14 protein-coding genes are annotated in these 16,462 nt (G+C 38.7%); all 14 read left to right on the top strand.

Annotated features, from left to right (window positions below):
- Window positions 1-638: 638 nt before the first annotated feature.
- The 14 genes from ACYSNQ_RS06460 (at window position 639) to ACYSNQ_RS06395 (ending at window position 16,460) form a co-directional block, all read left to right on the top strand.
- Window positions 639-1,043: a hypothetical protein gene (locus tag ACYSNQ_RS06460; RefSeq protein ID WP_426082053.1), complete on the top strand. Its 405-nt coding sequence runs from the start codon at window positions 639-641 to the stop codon at window positions 1,041-1,043.
- A 91-nt stretch (window positions 1,044-1,134) separates the two neighbouring features.
- Window positions 1,135-1,836, top strand: coding sequence for a WxL domain-containing protein (locus ACYSNQ_RS06455; RefSeq protein WP_426082052.1), 702 nt, complete (start codon window positions 1,135-1,137; stop codon window positions 1,834-1,836).
- A gap of 68 nt (window positions 1,837-1,904) precedes the next feature.
- Entirely contained in the window at window positions 1,905-2,981 is a 1,077-nt protein-coding gene (locus ACYSNQ_RS06450; protein WP_426082050.1) for a DUF916 and DUF3324 domain-containing protein, read from the top strand.
- A gap of 20 nt (window positions 2,982-3,001) precedes the next feature.
- On the top strand, window positions 3,002-3,340 hold the full coding sequence (locus ACYSNQ_RS06445; RefSeq protein ID WP_426082049.1) for a hypothetical protein: 339 nt from the start codon (window positions 3,002-3,004) through the stop codon (window positions 3,338-3,340).
- Window positions 3,337-6,654, top strand: coding sequence for a WxL domain-containing protein (locus ACYSNQ_RS06440; protein WP_426082048.1), 3,318 nt, complete (start codon window positions 3,337-3,339; stop codon window positions 6,652-6,654). The genes ACYSNQ_RS06445 and ACYSNQ_RS06440 overlap by 4 nt, the downstream gene beginning before the upstream one ends.
- Window positions 6,655-6,728: 74 nt before the next feature.
- The gene (locus ACYSNQ_RS06435) at window positions 6,729-6,956 is read left to right on the top strand and encodes a hypothetical protein (protein WP_426082047.1); all 228 of its coding nucleotides are present in this window, start codon (window positions 6,729-6,731) and stop codon (window positions 6,954-6,956) included.
- Window positions 6,957-7,694: 738 nt separating this feature from the next.
- On the top strand, window positions 7,695-8,651 hold the full coding sequence (locus ACYSNQ_RS06430; RefSeq protein ID WP_426082046.1) for a sensor histidine kinase: 957 nt from the start codon (window positions 7,695-7,697) through the stop codon (window positions 8,649-8,651).
- Window positions 8,641-9,402 (top strand): LytR/AlgR family response regulator transcription factor, encoded by a 762-nt coding sequence (locus ACYSNQ_RS06425; protein WP_426082045.1) that lies wholly within the window; start codon window positions 8,641-8,643, stop codon window positions 9,400-9,402. Before ACYSNQ_RS06430 ends, ACYSNQ_RS06425 begins: the two co-directional genes overlap by 11 nt.
- Before the next feature lie 462 nt (window positions 9,403-9,864).
- Entirely contained in the window at window positions 9,865-11,715 is a 1,851-nt protein-coding gene (locus ACYSNQ_RS06420) for a beta-glucoside-specific PTS transporter subunit IIABC (protein WP_426082044.1), read from the top strand.
- Window positions 11,716-11,778: 63 nt separating this feature from the next.
- Window positions 11,779-13,242 carry a glycoside hydrolase family 1 protein gene (locus ACYSNQ_RS06415; protein ID WP_426082043.1) on the top strand — a complete coding sequence of 488 codons (1,464 nt, stop codon included), beginning with the start codon at window positions 11,779-11,781 and terminating at the stop codon, window positions 13,240-13,242.
- A 20-nt stretch (window positions 13,243-13,262) separates the two neighbouring features.
- Window positions 13,263-14,102 (top strand): BglG family transcription antiterminator LicT, encoded by an 840-nt coding sequence (gene licT, locus ACYSNQ_RS06410; protein ID WP_426082042.1) that lies wholly within the window; start codon window positions 13,263-13,265, stop codon window positions 14,100-14,102.
- 325 nt (window positions 14,103-14,427) lie between these two features.
- Window positions 14,428-14,769: a PTS lactose/cellobiose transporter subunit IIA gene (locus ACYSNQ_RS06405; RefSeq protein WP_426082041.1), complete on the top strand. Its 342-nt coding sequence runs from the start codon at window positions 14,428-14,430 to the stop codon at window positions 14,767-14,769.
- Window positions 14,762-16,156 carry a glycoside hydrolase family 1 protein gene (locus ACYSNQ_RS06400; RefSeq protein ID WP_426082040.1) on the top strand — a complete coding sequence of 465 codons (1,395 nt, stop codon included), beginning with the start codon at window positions 14,762-14,764 and terminating at the stop codon, window positions 16,154-16,156. Before ACYSNQ_RS06405 ends, ACYSNQ_RS06400 begins: the two co-directional genes overlap by 8 nt.
- A gap of 13 nt (window positions 16,157-16,169) precedes the next feature.
- Complete coding sequence (locus ACYSNQ_RS06395; protein ID WP_426082039.1) at window positions 16,170-16,460, top strand: PTS sugar transporter subunit IIB; 291 nt, start codon at window positions 16,170-16,172, stop codon at window positions 16,458-16,460.
- Window positions 16,461-16,462: the final 2 nt, after the last annotated feature.

Below are 16,462 nucleotides of genomic sequence, written 5' to 3'. Positions count from 1 at the left end.
GTAATCAATGTAGTAGATTGGCTAACTGTATTTGAAAACGAAAGCTGTGTGCAGAAAAAAATAAAAAACTATGAAAAATAGAAAATAACTTCTTTGGGAACTAGTCGATAAACGTAGTAAAAGCCGTGCTTCCTTCAGTGATTTTTCCGGTTTTGATAGTAAAAAAGGTTTTCAGGTACATGAAAAATCATTGGTTTTTACGGCGAATCTGATTGGAAACTAAAAGATAGAATCTGAAATCCAATTTAATTAACGAGTGTTTTTGTTATTTTAAAATATTATTTATTCTTTTTTGTACTTAATAATTTAAATTTCTTTGTATTGTAATATCAATTTTATAGTACTGTTAATTGTACTATTTATAATCTTATATTAGTTGTTAGATTAAAATAAATATTTTTTGGAGTTTGCGAATAAAACAACAAAAGCGGTTATGCTCGATAAACGCTTTTAGTGTTATTGTTTTTATAACGGTCAACGTAAAATATGTCCTATTCATGTCGAAAAAGGAGATTGCTAAATTAAATCATTTAGAATAAACGTAGTTGACATGAACGAATATTTAATCAAGCATTTTCTGAAGCAATAGGAATAAAAGAAAATCATTTCTAGTTTTTAAGAATAGGAGGTTCTTTAAAGTGAGCTATTTGTGGGATTTTTCCTTTGAAGAACTTTTTTTGGCGGAAAATGGGAAGAACCTATTGAAAGAGCTGACTCATCGAGAGCAGCAATTGATTGGCGAGCTGTGTCAGATTTTTAAAGAAACAGCAGAGCAGAGCCGGCGGAGAATACAGCGAATTAATGCAGCAAGCTTCAAGGCAACCATTCCTGAGCTTATTAGAAATGACAGGATATTACACCTTTGCCTCATTTATAGTCTTGCAGTTCAAGAGCTTCCCTACATTAGACAGGAAATGCGTTTGCTGATTGAAAAGGAAATTGATATCTATTTTAAAGAAATGTATTGCTGTAGGAATGTTTATGGGTTCGAAAAGTATTCATTTATGAACCAACTTGCAGAAAGTTCAGCAACGCTTTTTTAGAGTAGTCAGTGACGGTTTTTTCCAGCTAAAAAAAGGAATATAGACATCTGTCTTTATTCATAAATAAAAAATTATTTGGAGGTATTATCTTATGAAAGTGAAAAGTGCTATCACAACTGCTGTAACAGCTGCAGCATTTGGAGGAATTATTTTAGGGGCGACTGCTTCTGCGCAAGAAGTGGATCGTCAGGATACAGAAGTTGGTATTGGCTTCGTTGATGCCCATATACCAGGAACAGAAGAAGGGGATTTACAATTACGCTGGGTGCCTAAAAAACTAGATTTCGGCAAGTACAATGATATCAATAAAAAGTATCAGGAGTTTGCGGAAGTTAGCGGCAACAGTTATTACGTCGTTGTTCGTGATACGCGTAAGGATGATTTAACAGGTACAGTTACAGATACAAATGAATGGGTTGTTAAAGCTCAGTTGGGAGAATTAACCGCGCTTTCAGGAACTACAACGAAGAAACTAGATAAAACAAAATTATTCTTTACATCAAAGGTTCACGGATATGATGGAGAAAATGATCCAAATACAGATGCAACAACAATTAAATCTGCTGGTGCTCATGCCACTGCTACAGGTAGTACTGCGCCAACTGCAGCAACAAGTACTGAGCTAACAGTAGGCGGTGCTTCAAAAGCATTATTCACCCAAAAAAATCAAGCGGCTTCAGCTGATTGGGCAGCATCTTTGGAAGATATCAAATTAGGTGTTGGTGGTAATGTTGGAGAAAAGGGTCTACATTATACAGGAACACTGACATGGACATTGGATGATACCATCTAATAATGAGCTGACAGCTGGGGACAGGTAACTGAGATGTCCCCTTTGCTGGATTTACGGAGGTTTTTAGCTTGATAAAAAAGAAGATAATGCAGCTATTGCTTGTTGTTCTGATTGGTATCATTCTACTGCCTTCTGCAATTATTGCAGAAGCTACAGATCAATCTGGTCAAAATAAAGAAGCTATTGGCTTCACTGTAAAACCAGTGCTGCCGAATAATCAAGTTGACAGCTCTAAAGGATTCTATTTTTTAAAAGTAGAACCTGGACAACAACAGAGCATTCAGTTAAGAGTGATTAGTACTAGGGAGGAAGCCCGAACGGTAAGGATTCATGTGAATGATGCAGTAACTTCAGCAGAAGGTTCAATTGAATACGGCATAGATGAACCAGAGCTGGATGAGAGCTTACAGTCTCCCATTTCAGAAGTTGTCACAGTACCAGAGTCTTATCGAGAAATAACTGTAGAGAATTTTGAAGAAAAGACAGTCCAGTTTGATATTGCGCCTCCCCAGGATGCTTTCACTGGAATTAAAGCAGGAGCCTTTCGTATTTTAGGTGTTCCGGAAGGTGAAGAGAAAAAAAAATCAGGTCTTACAGTTCAGACAGGCTACACAATTGGAATTGTTCTGACAGAAGATGCGGCGCAATATAATGCTGGTGGTAATCTAAATCTAAAAAAAACAGAGGTTATTCTTTCAAACGGCAGTAAAGTTATTGGTGTAACATTACAAAATGATCAGCCGAAAATCATTGAAGGGCTTGAACTGAAAGCGGAAATAATGAAAAAAGGTTCTACCAAAGTCTTATATAAGACGACAGGAAAAGACTTGGCAGTTGCTCCTAATAGCCGCTTTACTTATGAAGTGCCAATGGGGATTGATAACGTGACAGCAGGGAATTACACCCTTCAGCTCACACTGAAAAATGATGAAAAAGAATGGACATGGGAAGAAGATTTCCTAGTGACTGGTGAACAGGCAGCTTCGCTGAATGATGAAACGATTGACAAAATAATAACACCTTCATGGGTTTCACCAATGGCAATTGTATTGACCGTTTCGTTGGTTGGAACAGGCAGCTATTTGCCGTATCGACGAAAGAAAATCAAGAAAAAAAATAAAATTAGACGAAAGAAAAAGAAATAAGCAGGAAACGGAGGAAGGCGATGAAAGTCATAGTAAAGCAGTCAGTCTTACTGATGTTTATTTTGTTATCGAGCCTTTGCCTCATGATTCATCCGCTGACAGCTCTCGGGGAGTCAGTTGACAGCGGCGAGACGGAAGCAGGAATTGGCTTCAATACAAAAACAGTTGAAACTGCAGTCGAAGATTCAAGCAGTACACAGCTGCCCTCCAGCAACATTCCTAAAAAATACAACGGATTGAACTACTTCCCTAAAACGAATGAACGTCTGAATGTAGCTTTTATCCTTTCTGGGCTAGTGTTGGTTTTATGGGTAATGATACTAGCAGCGCATAAAGAAGAGGAGGGGCAGGCTTTATGAAAAAGGTTAACCATTTTTTAATTAAAGCATTTCTGCTTCTTGTATTAACAGCTTTCAGTTTCCTTATAGAAAATACTAAAGCAGCGGCGACAGAGCTGGATATGGAAGCTGAAACGGAGAAAGTGCTTGATGAGATGCAGCCTACTCAGGCCAGCGGCCAAAGTGGAAAACCTCAGACTCGAGCCGATGAGTATGTTACTATTCCTGACGATGTCTTGCGAGAGGAAATTATCTGGCGTTTAAACTATTATAACCATCTTAATTTGGTAGACAATGGTCCGTCAAACACAGTTACTCGGGAACAGATGGAGCTAATGACAAGTTTTTATTTTACTCGAACAGCTGGTAAGAGCATCACTACTCTTGAAGGTATCCAGTATGCTTTAAACATAAAGACATTTGATTTGACAGGCGGAAGAATAGTCGAAGACAGCTTCACCTCTTTGCCTGCAGGATTTAATAAATTAAAATTGGAAGTTTTCAAAGTCAATGAGGGAGCATTAACGAATATTGACGAATTGAAAAATATGACGACACTTAAAGAAGTAACGCTTAGTCATAATAATTTGAGCGACTTAACTGGACTACAGGGAACAACCAACCTTGAAACACTTGTTGTTTCAAGATACGCTGACTACTATGCGAATCAAATGGATGGTATAAAAGATTTTACTGGTTTAGAAGATAGTACAAAGTTGAAAACAATAATTTTTTCCAAATATGATGATGATGCAGGTCCAACAAGAGTAGCGCACGGGGAGTCTGAGCCATCTTATGATGGACATGGATTGCAATCATTGAAAGGATTGAATTGTGCTGATACACTGGAAACTTTGAATCTTGGCGGACACCCAGGATTAAAAAGTCTGGATGGTTTAGAAAATTATAAAGCATTGAAAGAAGTAACGTGTGTTGGTGGACCTTCTTATAGCGGAAGAAGACAGGAATATATCTTCCCGCCAGCACTTGTTAATGATAAGTCTTTAAGCGTAGAGGAAAAACTGATATTTGAAACTGATACGCATACTGAAATGTATCGTGTGAGAGGACTACAGGGAGAGCATGCACTTGATGCATTGAAGAGCTGTCCATCACTTAAACAAGTAAATGTTGCTAATCAGGCAATTGAAAGCCTCAACGGTTTAAGCGGTCATAGCGAACTAACCTATGTAAATGCTACTCGAAATCGAGTTTCTACATTGAAGCCTTTAGCAGATTGTCTGGCGTTGGAAGAGCTGTACATGGAGTTTAATCTTCTGTCGGATCTAAAGGGATTGAATCAATTAGATAAGTTGAGAAAGCTTGATTGTTCACAGCAAACTGGCGGTGCACGAACAACCAATGATTTTCAAGTAAACGCATATGTATCAAACTATGTCGTTGGTTTGTTGAAAGATATCACCGATTTAAACCCAACTAGCTTGGAAGAACTGCGTTGCTCCAACAATCGTCTTGTCTCGCTGGAAGGTTTAGAAGTGCCAGCCAAATTGAAATCCTTGTATGCGTATTCTAATAATCTATCTGATACAAAAGGACCTCTAAAAGGGTGTGTGTCATTAGAAGAAGTTCGATTAAGTAATAATTACTATAAAAGCTTTGCTGATATGGGCTTGCAGGATAGTAAAGATTCATTAAAGGAGCTTTATATTAATGAACAAGGCATAACCCCACTGACTAGTTCTATGACTAGCCACGCGGAGGGACGCTTGTTGTCAAGTCTGGAAGGCTTGGAAAACATGAATAAACTAGAAATATTTTTGGCAAATTGTAATTTGATTGATGATGCTAATATGCAGTTTTTACCCAGCACTCTAACCAACCTGCAATTCGATTACAATGAGGTGACTTCTGCGGGATTTGCTCATTTAGGAAAAATGAAGGATGGAAACTATCTTTTTAGCAGTCTAAAGACCCTTTATGCTGATTCTAATTATATTGGGGATGTTCGGCCAATTGAAAATTTACCAGCATTGAGCATTATATTGATGAGAAGTCAGATTATTCGAATACCCCAGCATGGCGGCACTATGACAATTATTGATGACAGTCTTTTTAGAGGAATCGAACTGGATATTTTAAATACAGAGAGAAACCTAGCAGCATTGAGTATCAATAAAGGACCGTTTGGCACCTGGCATTCACTGGATCATCTGTTCCCAGAATTAAAAGCCGGGACACCAATTGTCAGAATTCGGGATGATCAGTATGATTTGTACAACGATAGCACACTGGTTGGTTTTGAATACACTTCATTCAGTACAGGAGCAGGTCAGCTGAGTAATGTGTACATTGACGGTCGGATTATCTATCCTGACGTTCCTTATGATTTAGCGAATGAAGCGGTATTGAGTATTATTCCAGATAAAACAGAAGTGGAAGTAGGCGACACGGTTACTTGGACTGTGACGCTAAAAGGAGAAAACGATCATCTGTTGAGGAAACCAAGATTTTTCAGTAGCCGCAATAATACAGCCGGGATAGTCAATCATACCCTTGAAACAGCCTATCCAGACCCTGAATATAAATATGGGGTTCGCATTGATATTAACGGTGTCCACTTGCCATTGGGCGGTGGTGTCTGGGGAACCAGTGTAAGTGAGTTAAACAAAAAGGTTAATAATGATAATGTAGCGGTAATCAAAATCGTTACTAGGGTGGGCAGTGGTAATCCTGGTGACGAAGTGAAATTTACTTTCGGTTCATCTGGAGATAATTATACGCGAAAAGATTGCTCGGCAGCAGTTACGATTAAATCCAGTATTTTGGAAGAACTGAGGTTGATTAAGGTACCCGATAGATTGGATTTTGGTCGCAACAATCAATCTGAGAAAGCTGCTAAAGCCTACAATCTCTCGGAGCAGGACTATGATGCTCAAGATAAAACAGATGGGTTCTATCTACAGGTTTATGATTCTAACCAAGGCAGCAACCGCACTGCATGGCAGGTATCAGGCAAATTGAGCCAGCTAAAAAACAGTAGCGGTCAACCGCTTGAAACGAGCGGTAAACACCCAGTGCTAACCTTTAAGGAGATGTCCCTTGAAAAAGTTGAAAAAGACAGTGCAGGAGTAGAAAAAATCACCGTCATTCCAGACACGGATACATCAGCTCCTGCATACTTAAAAGAGCTAAGCTTCATAGCCGGTGGGGAAAGCCGTTCTCTCTCAACCGCTGATATAAATAATGGTGCTGGCACATGGAATATACGGATCCCCTTCCACAATATAACTTTGTCTGTTCCGGAAAATGTCAGTGGGAAAGCCGGTTATGAATATTCTGGGCTGCTAACCTGGACATTAGATGCTGTGCCGTAAAGGGCATTTAAAATTAGTGTGTTTCATTTGTGTTTCTTGTGTGTTTATTGATAGAAAAGAAAGAGGGAGGGATTATGGAGACAATTTATTGGGTGTATATTTTTGGTAGTATAGCATTATTGTCAGTCGTCTTGTTTCTGTTATTCTATGTGAAAGATATGGATTTTATGCGGAAAATGCGGTTGAAGCGTAATTATCTTGTACCAAACTGGCTGTTTTTACTTCTAGCGGTTGCAGCAGTTGGTTGTGTGGTTATTCTTTATCTAGATATCCAGAATCAGACTACAGCGTTGCTTCAGTAACAAAAAACTACTCATTTGCCAAGACTGGCAGCTGGTGCCAAAAGCAGCCGCAGCCTAGTCTTGGTTTTCACATAAACAGAATTGATAATCACTTCTGAATAGACTACTGTTATTTTTGTAATAAAGGATAGGAATGAATGTTGAGACAAATTTTAAATTAGAAGACTTCTACTAAGTAAGTCGTGATAAAATAAGGAAGAAAACATTCAATAAGAAAAGGATAAGATAGAAATGGTCTATTTTTTGATTGGCAACATGTCGTATTTAGAAGTAGCGTTCCTCTTTATTGTACAATTTCTACCCTTCAGTTTATTGCATATTTTAACAGTAAGATACTTATTTAAAGAGAAAATCTCCACTTTTATTTGTATTAGTGTGATGCTGGCAAGTGCGCTTTTCTCTGCTGTATATGGTTTTTTGATTTATCAAAACCATTTGGACGTTCTATTTATTCATGGTTTCATGATTATTTTTGTTCAGTCTATAGCATTTACAATTGTGTATTTTGTTTTATGGAAAAATGATTTGGAATTTCTGCTAGGTATGTTTTTATCTAGTCTATTTTCCATGTTCATACTTTCCATTTATCGTTTTATTTATCTATTTTTAGTTCAGTTCGATGAGTTGCTTTTGTTTTCCGATAAAATATTGAACATATATATATTATCAGCGTTATTAATGCTCCCTTTGGTAAGTAAAATTTATTTTTTTTTAAGAAAGAAATCAGGGTGCAACCTTTTGATTTTAGGAGTTAGTTATTTCTTTGTAGCAGTTTTTTTTAGTCTTCTCGAAATCGTATCAATTTGCCGATTTCCAGATGGAACAACGCATATTTTTGTTTCTGTTTTTTTCTTTGAAAGAAAGCTCTTTCTTTTGATTGCACCAGATGCGGTTGTTGTTCAAAATCCTTTTAAATACGAGTTGTCGTATTCGTGGATTTTACCTGGTCTTTTTATCATTGCTATTAGCGCGGTGCTGCTGCTATTTTTCCGAAATATTTATGTACAGCAGCAGCTGGCCGTTCAGCAGCAGCGGGAGGAAGAATTGCTGGAATATGTTCAGACAGTTGAAAGTTTGACTACTAAGGTTCGGCAAAGGCAACATGATTTTACCAATATGCTAATTTCATTGGGAAGCTACATCTATGAAGAAACAGAAAATGGGGAATTAAAACGCTACTTTGAAAAAATCTCTAGTGTCAATGAAGATGAATATAAGTTTTTTGCAGAGATGAGCAAAATAAAAAATCTCCATATCCCAGAGCTGAAAGCACTCATCTATACGAAAATGATGCGGGCGATGGAAGAACACACTGTATTTGATTTGGAAATAAATAAAGAGCTTCATGGTGTAAATATGGAAATGTTGGACTTAGTCAGAATTTTAGGGATTTTATTGGATAATGCATTGGAATCTGCAATAGAACATCCGAAGCCAACAGTAAGGATGTCTATTGTAGATGATGGAACCTCCATCATTTTTATCATTGCAAATACGACCGTAAATCAAAAAGCCTTAAGTATTATAGCAGAAGGTACTACGACTAAAGGCGGCTATCATGGATTGGGCCTGTCAATTGTGCGGGAGATATTGATTAAATATGAAAAACGGGTCTTTTTTTTGACTGAAAAAAAAGATGATCAGATTTTTCAACTATTCAAAGTAAAGAAAGAAGGCGAAACGAATGCCCATTAAAGTATATATATGTGAAGATTCCCCTAAGCAAAGGGAAGTAATTGAAAAAGCAGTTCTCTCCCATATTCTATTTTCGAAATCAATGATGTCTTTAGCATACTCAACAGATTCAGCAGAGGAACTCCTCAGCAGAATTGATCGGAGAAATGAATTAAATGTTTATTTTTTAGATATTGATTTACATAAAGGAGAAAAAATTAATAATGGGTTAGAGCTAGCACAAGAAATAAGAACATTTGATCCAGTAGGAGTGATTATTTTTATTACGGTTCACTCTGAGCTTACCTATTTAACCTTCCAGTACATGGTTAGCGCCTTAGATTTTATAGTAAAGTCACCCAATATAGATATTTCCAGTCGAATAAGAAAGTGTTTAAAGGTGGTGGAGGATCGTGCCGAGCTTGTTGCTAACGCCAGTGACTCTGGCATTCAATTGAGTACAAACAATGGCTTTGTTAATTTCTTGTTTTCAGATATTCTGTATTTATCAACAAATAAGTCGCATATTATTACTCTCCATAGCACAGACAATCAGGAATACCAAATCTATCATAAAACACTGAATATTCTTGAACAGGATCTAAAAGATCATTTTATTCGCTGCCATCGCAGTTTTTTAGTAAATAGTCGGGGAATATTCAGTATTTCCAAAAATTTCAGTGAGTTAATTATGAGAAATGGCGTTCAAATTCCAATAGCAACTAGAAAGAAGGCAATTGTCCGTAAAATGTATGAGCAATCCGTTCAATAAAGAATAAGAATCAAGCTAAACAGGTCAGAAGAAATTGTTTAATAGTATCGGCTGTTGTTTTACTGACTGTTTGAAGCTTAGAGAACGGGATGATGTTAAGTTGTTTCTCCATCCTCTTTTATAAAGAAGCGAGAAGCTTAGAAAGTTGAATACCAAATCTATAGACAGTGTTGGAGAATGCAATTAGCTTGTTTGATAAGGCAGTTTTTTATTGTCGCTAGGAAAATTTGAAGAAATTTAAAATAAATGTTTACGTTTACATTTATTTGTGCTAAACTGACGTTAATTAAACAGGCATGTGACTGGTAATGCAGGCAGGACCTAAATAAGTTGTTATCTTTTATATACTTTGTACGTGGTATATAGAAAATGTCGATTTATTTAGTTCTTGCCTGTTTTTGTATTTTGTAAGGCCAACAGAATACAATTATGTAGATTGAAAAAAGAAAAGAGGATAATCAAATGAATTATAAACAGACAGCAGCAGAGATTGTGTCCTTAATTGGCGGAAAAGAAAATGTTTCCCATCTGGAGCATTGCTCGACACGGCTGCGCTTTACTTTAAAAGATGACAGCAAGGTTCAAAAAGAACAGCTTGAAAAAGTGGCTGGCGTGATGGGGGTTAGACAAAACGTTCAGTGTCAGGTTATTATCGGAAATGATGTGGTAGAGGTCTATGATGAGGTCAGAGGTCTATTGGGAGAAATGAGCTTAGAAGGCAGCCCAGCAAAAAAACAGCAGAAAATTGGTTCAATTGTTCTGGATTTTGTTATTTCAATCTTCCAGCCGCTGGTTCCAGCAATTGCAGGCGGCGGGGTGCTGAAATCACTACTACTGCTGGCTTCTCTATCAGGTATAATGAGTGACCAAAGTCAAACCTACCAGATATTAAATCTGATTGGCGGTGCGCCGCTATACTTCCTGCCGATATTGGTAGCGATGACAACAGCGAATAAGCTAAAGGTCAATCAATTAGTTGCCGTTTCCGCAGTGGGTGCATTGCTTCTGCCGGATATGACGGCAATGCTCGCAGAAGGGGCAAACTTGTTCTCCTTTAATATTGAAAATATTGCCTATGCTTCTCAAGTATTTCCAGCCATCTTAACCGTTTTGTTTTATGCGCAAATGGAGAAGCTATTTACTCGATTCTCTCCAAAACCGATTCGGATTTTCTTCGTACCGATGATGAGTCTGGTGATTACCGTACCAATTGCTTTACTGATTTTAGGACCTCTGGGCTATAATGTCGGTACAGCATTCTCTTCCGTAATTATTATGATGTACGAACAGTTTGGCTGGGTGGCTACAGGGCTGCTGGCAGCAGTCCTGCCATTGATGGTAGTAACTGGTATGCATAAAGCAATGATTCCTTATGCGGTTTCTTCTATGAGTGAACTGGGTGCGGAGCTTTTATATCTGCCTGCTTCTCTTGCGCACAACATTGCGGAATCCGGGGCCTGTTTTGCGGTAAGTATTAAAACCAAGGATAAAAAGTTACGCTCTACGGCTGTTTCTGCAGGGATTTCTGCCTTGTTTGGAATCACAGAGCCTGCATTATATGGTGTAACCATTTTAAACAAGCGTGTCTTATATGGAGTTATGGCTTCTAGTTTAATCGGCGGAGCCTTTGCCGGCATCACAGCAATTAAAGCTTTCGCATTAGTCGGACCGGGAATTGCGAGTATCACGATGTTTGCGGATAAAAACAATCCAATGAATTTGACGTTTGCCTTCGCAGCGCTGGGGCTTTCTTTTGTAGCAGCCTTTATCTTAGTTCTGTTTTTATATAAAGATAAGGTTGAAGCTGGTGAGACAGAAAGCAAAAAAGAAAATTTCTTTGACGGCGAGTTGGCCAGTGCCGTTATCTCAAGTCCGGCAGTCGGTAAAGTAATTTCGCTGTCTGAAGTAAAGGATGAGGTTTTTTCTAGCGGTATGGTTGGTGAAGGTGTAGGAATTATTCCGGAAGAAGGTATCTTAACAGCACCTGAAGATGGGGAAATTACGATGGTTTTTGAGACCAATCATGCGATTGGTCTAAAGACAAGTAACGGAGCAGAGCTGTTATTTCATATCGGGCTGGATACAGTTCGTTTAGAAGGAAAAGGCTTCAAGGCACTGGTCAAAACCGGCGATCTGGTGAAACGTGGACAAAAGCTTGTGGAATTCGATTTGGAAATGATACAGGCAGCAGGCTTTGATCCAACGATTATCTGTGTAGTAACCAACAAAGATAAGTTTACTATTACTTCTTTTAATGTTGAAGAAACAGTGACTAATGATTCAGATATCTTAGCAGTGACACAGCTGGTATAAATAAAAAAGCCAATAGATTTGATAAAAAATAAATGATGTTCATCAGTAGAGGAGAAGAATACAATGACAAATGAATTCCCTAAAGATTTTTTATGGGGCGGCGCAATTGCTGCTAATCAGGTAGAAGGTGCTTGGAATGTCGGCGGCAAAGGCCTATCGGTAGCAGATATTGCTTCCTACAAGCCTCATGTAGACAACAAAGATTATGCAGCTCATATGCACATTTCAACAGAAGCAATAAACGAAGCGGCAGCTGATCAAACTGATAAATGGTATCCTAAGCGTAGAGGGATTGATTTTTACCATCATTACCAGGAAGATCTAGCTTTGTTTGCAGAGATGGGCTTCAAAACATTGCGTTTATCAATTGCCTGGACGCGTTTATTTCCAACTGGGGAGGAACAGGAACCAAATGAAGAAGGGGTTTTGTTTTATGAAAAAGTCTTCAAGGAAATGAAACGTCTGAACATTGAGCCCATTGTCACTTTATCCCACTATGAGATGCCTTTAGCACTTAGCTTGAAGTATAATGGCTGGGTAGCACGTAAGGTAATTGATGATTTTGTCCGTTTTTCAACAGTTTGTTTTGAACGCTTTGGAAAATACGTTAAATACTGGCTGACCTTTAACGAAATTGACAGTATTCACCGCCATCCGTTTACAACTGCAGGAGTCGTTCCGGATAAAAGTAAGGAAGGCGAGCTGGAACAGGATGTTTATCAGGCGCTTCATCATCAATTTGTGGCGAGTGCGCTGGTTACAAAAATTGCCCATGAAAAAATTCCGGGCTGTCAGGTAGGATGTATGCTGACAAAGCTGATGACCTATCCGCTGACGTGCGCACCGATTGATGTCGAGCTGACACTCAAGAAAAACTTGGAAAATAATTTTTATGCGGATGTTCAAGTGAAAGGGGAATATCCACGTATGATTAAACAGGATTTGAAAAAACGTGGAATAACCATTAAAATGGCAGCAGAAGATGAACAAATCCTTAAGGGGCACACGGTTGATTTTGTTTCATTCAGCTACTATATGTCGATGGCTGAATCTGGAAATCCAAACGCAGAGCGGACGCCGGGAAATACTGTTTTAGGTGTGAAAAATCCCTATCTGCCGTCTACAGACTGGGGCTGGCAGATCGATCCGAAGGGACTAAAAATAGCCCTGATTGAATTATATGACCGCTACAATGTTCCTCTGATGATTGTGGAAAATGGTATGGGAGCTGTTGATCGGGTAGAAGATGGAAAAATTCATGATCCCTACCGGATTGACTACTTTAAAGCCCACTTCCGCCAAATGAAGGAAGCCATCGATGAAGGTGTAGATTTGATTGGCTACACTAGCTGGGGACCGATTGATTTGGTGAGTGCCGGAACTTCACAGATGACAAAACGCTACGGTTTTATTTATGTAGATGCAGATGATGAAGGCAACGGAACGTATGAGCGGCTGAAAAAAGACTCTTTCGACTGGTACAAAGAAGTAATTGCAACAAATGGTGCCTCGTTGGCTAAAGAATAAAGAGATACGGAGGAAAACAAGTGAAATCAATAAAAAAGGTATTGAATTCCAGTGTTGTTCTCGTTGAAGAAAATGGTCAGGAAATGATTGCTCTTGGTAAGGGCATCGGCTATGGAAAAAAGCCTGGAGAAGAAATTTCCGGGGAACAGGTGGATAAGATTTTTCTACCTCTTGAAGAGAAGAAATCGGCTCAGATTTTGGATTTGGTTGCAGAGATTCCCCTTGAGTTTTTTGAAATGACACGGGATATTGTTGCTCAAGCTGAAAAAGAGCTGGGCAGAAAGCTCAATTCAACGATTTATCTGACGTTAACCGATCACTTGAATTTTGCAGTAGAACGGGCGCAGGAAGGGCTGAACATTGTCAACCGATTATATTGGGAAATTAAAAGCTATTATCCTAAAGAGTTTCAGGTTGGACAAAGCGCCTTGAGTTTGCTGAATGAAAAGTATCAGATTGAACTGCCGAAGGAAGAAGCGAGTAATATAGCCTTCCATTTAATTAACGCTCAGTCAGAGGACAGCGAGCATGGCGACGGCTTCAAATATGCTAAAATGATTGGCGGAATTGTTAACATGGTTCGCTATTCGCTGCAGCAGGATATTGATACAGAATCCGTCCATTACACGCGCTTCATTACCCATGTCCGTTTCTTTGTAGAAAGATACTATTCAGATAAGCTGTTGGATGATGGGGAAGAGGAGCTTTATCGGCAAATGTGGATTCTTTATCCTTCAGCGATGGAAAATGCGACGAAGGTCAAGGAATACATTGAAAAGGTTTATAAAACCACCATCCCAGATGAAGAAATTGTGTATCTGGGCGTTCATATCAATCGATTGATGAAGCATTCGATTTGAAAACATAAGGGAAAGAGTTTAGGCGATAATTAAATGCCTAAACTCTTTCTTTGTACTAATTTCGAATAACCGGCTTCTATGTTGTGACTCTTGTTTCGCTTCAATCCTCGAATTAGGAGTAGCCGTTGAAATTATTAGGAATAAGCGTTTATGATTCAAGCTTGCTTTTTGCGAATTGAATACTTAGAAAATGACAGTTGCCACAATCAAAAGTGGAAATCAGAGATGATTTCTGCTTTTTTCCACTTCCAAAGTGGAAAACAAAAAATTTAAGTTGAATTGAAAACGTTTTATAGTAAGTATAGAACAACAAGGAGGTTTGGCGATGCAGGAAATGAATGAAGTGAGTACAGAATTGGACTCGATGGCAATTATCCTACATGCAGGTAATGCGAAAAGCAGTGCCTATGAAGCGTTAATAGAAGTAAAGCAAAACAATCATGAATTATTTGATAATAAGTATGCTGAAGCAAAAGCAGAAATTAAATTGGCTCATAAGGCCCATGCGGAGCTGCTGCGGAAGCTGTCTTCAGAAGACAGAATGAAGGATGTGGATTTGTTGCTGGTTCATGCAGAAGGGCATTTATCAGCCACAGATATTGCTGTGGATATGATTGGCGAATTAGGTGAACTATATAAATGGAAGGAGACAGTAGAGAATGGATAAAAACTTTTTGTGGGGCGGCGCAACGGCTTCTTATCAGTGTGAAGGTGCTTGGAATGTGGATGAAAAGGCAGAATCAATGTGGGATTATTACCTTCATGAGGAAAATATGGAAAACGGAGATGTTGCCAGTGACCACTATCACCGTTATGAGGAAGATATTCGCATGATGAAGGAAGGCGGACAAAATTCTTATCGCTTTTCATTGGCATGGCCTAGAATTATCAAGAATCGTGAAGGAGAAATAAATCCGAAGGGAATTGAATTTTATCATCGTGTACTGGATGCTTGTAAAAAATATGGGATTGAACCTTTCGTAACGTTGTATCATTGGGATTTACCTCAGTATTGGGAAGAAACGGGCGGCTGGCTGAACCACGATGTCTGTGAAGCATTTGCCCATTATGCAAAGGTCTGCTATGAAAGCTTTGGTGATAAGATTGTAAACTGGACGACCTTTAACGAACCGAAATGGTTTGTAGTCAACGGCTATAAAATCGGTAATTATCCGCCAGGTTATCAAGATACTCAAAAAACGATGACAGCAGCTTATAATGTAATGTACGCTAGTGCTTTAGGAGTGAAAGCCTTTAGAGAAGGCGGCTATCCAGGTAGAATTGGCATCGTTCACAGCTATACGCCTGTAAACGGTGTTGATGAGACCATTGAAACAAAGGTAGCGATGCGTTATGCCGATAATTATTGTAATAACTGGATACTGGATACCGCAGCATTGGGAGAATTTCCTATTGATTTGGTTTCAGAGCTTGCCAGAAATCACGATATTAGCTTCATGAAAGCAGACGAGTTGAAGATTATTAAAGAAAATACTGTCGACTTTATTGGTTTGAACTACTATTCGAGAACCTTGGTAAAACCTTATACTGGCGGCGAAACACAGCTTAGGTTTAATCATACAGGGAAAAAAGGCGAAAGCAAGGTTTTAATCAAAAACTGGTTTGAGCAGGTAAAAGACCCGAACAATGAAACTACGGAATGGGATACGGAAATTTATCCTAAAGGATTGGAAGATGGTCTGATTGAAGCTTACAGCCGCTATAAACTGCCGTTATATGTAACGGAAAATGGGATTGGCGTAAGAGAAGATGTCACAGTAGAACGAGTCAACGATGACTATCGAATTGCTTTTATGAACGATCATATCAATGCGATTATGAACGCTATAGATAAAGGCTGTGACGTTAGAGGGTATTATGCGTGGGCGCCATTTGATTTGTATTCGTGGAAAAATGGTGTAGAGAAACGGTATGGGATTGTTGCTGTAGATTTTGAAAAGCAGCAGGAGAGAAAGCCAAAAGCCTCTTATTATTGGTTTAAAGAAGTGATTGAAAGCCAAGGGAAACTAATCAGCCGCAGAGAATTTGACTAGGGAGTGGAATGAAATGAAAAAGATTATGTTAGTTTGTAATGCAGGGATGTCAACAGGCATCCTTGCCAAAAAAATAGAAGCAGCCTCTGGCAACACCGTTTCCGTCAGTGCCTATAGTGAATCGGAGTATAAAGACTACTTGACAGACATTGACCTAGTTCTAATTGGTCCGCAGATTCGCTTTTTAATGCCTCAGATTGAAGCAGCCGTGGATGTACCAGTTCAGGCAATTTCACCAGTTAAATACGGCATGATGGACGGAAAAGGTGTCTATGAAGATATCCAGAAACTAATAGGAGGATAAAA

The organism is Enterococcus sp. LJL51 (genome assembly GCF_054871795.1).
This window is presented reverse-complemented; position numbering and strand designations above follow the sequence as displayed.

What these genes read in the sequence shown, in the direction of transcription:
- ACYSNQ_RS06455 (WP_426082052.1), top strand. Translation starts at nt 1,135, where the DNA reads ATGAAAGTGAAAAGTGCTATCACAACTGCTGTAACAGCTGCAGCATTT.
- ACYSNQ_RS06445 (WP_426082049.1), top strand. Translation starts at nt 3,002, where the DNA reads ATGAAAGTCATAGTAAAGCAGTCAGTCTTACTGATGTTTATTTTGTTA.
- ACYSNQ_RS06440 (WP_426082048.1), top strand. Translation starts at nt 3,337, where the DNA reads ATGAAAAAGGTTAACCATTTTTTAATTAAAGCATTTCTGCTTCTTGTA.
- ACYSNQ_RS06435 (WP_426082047.1), top strand. Translation starts at nt 6,729, where the DNA reads ATGGAGACAATTTATTGGGTGTATATTTTTGGTAGTATAGCATTATTG.
- ACYSNQ_RS06425 (WP_426082045.1), top strand. Translation starts at nt 8,641, where the DNA reads ATGCCCATTAAAGTATATATATGTGAAGATTCCCCTAAGCAAAGGGAA.
- ACYSNQ_RS06420 (WP_426082044.1), top strand. Translation starts at nt 9,865, where the DNA reads ATGAATTATAAACAGACAGCAGCAGAGATTGTGTCCTTAATTGGCGGA.
- ACYSNQ_RS06415 (WP_426082043.1), top strand. Translation starts at nt 11,779, where the DNA reads ATGACAAATGAATTCCCTAAAGATTTTTTATGGGGCGGCGCAATTGCT.
- ACYSNQ_RS06405 (WP_426082041.1), top strand. Translation starts at nt 14,428, where the DNA reads ATGCAGGAAATGAATGAAGTGAGTACAGAATTGGACTCGATGGCAATT.
- ACYSNQ_RS06400 (WP_426082040.1), top strand. Translation starts at nt 14,762, where the DNA reads ATGGATAAAAACTTTTTGTGGGGCGGCGCAACGGCTTCTTATCAGTGT.
- ACYSNQ_RS06395 (WP_426082039.1), top strand. Translation starts at nt 16,170, where the DNA reads ATGAAAAAGATTATGTTAGTTTGTAATGCAGGGATGTCAACAGGCATC.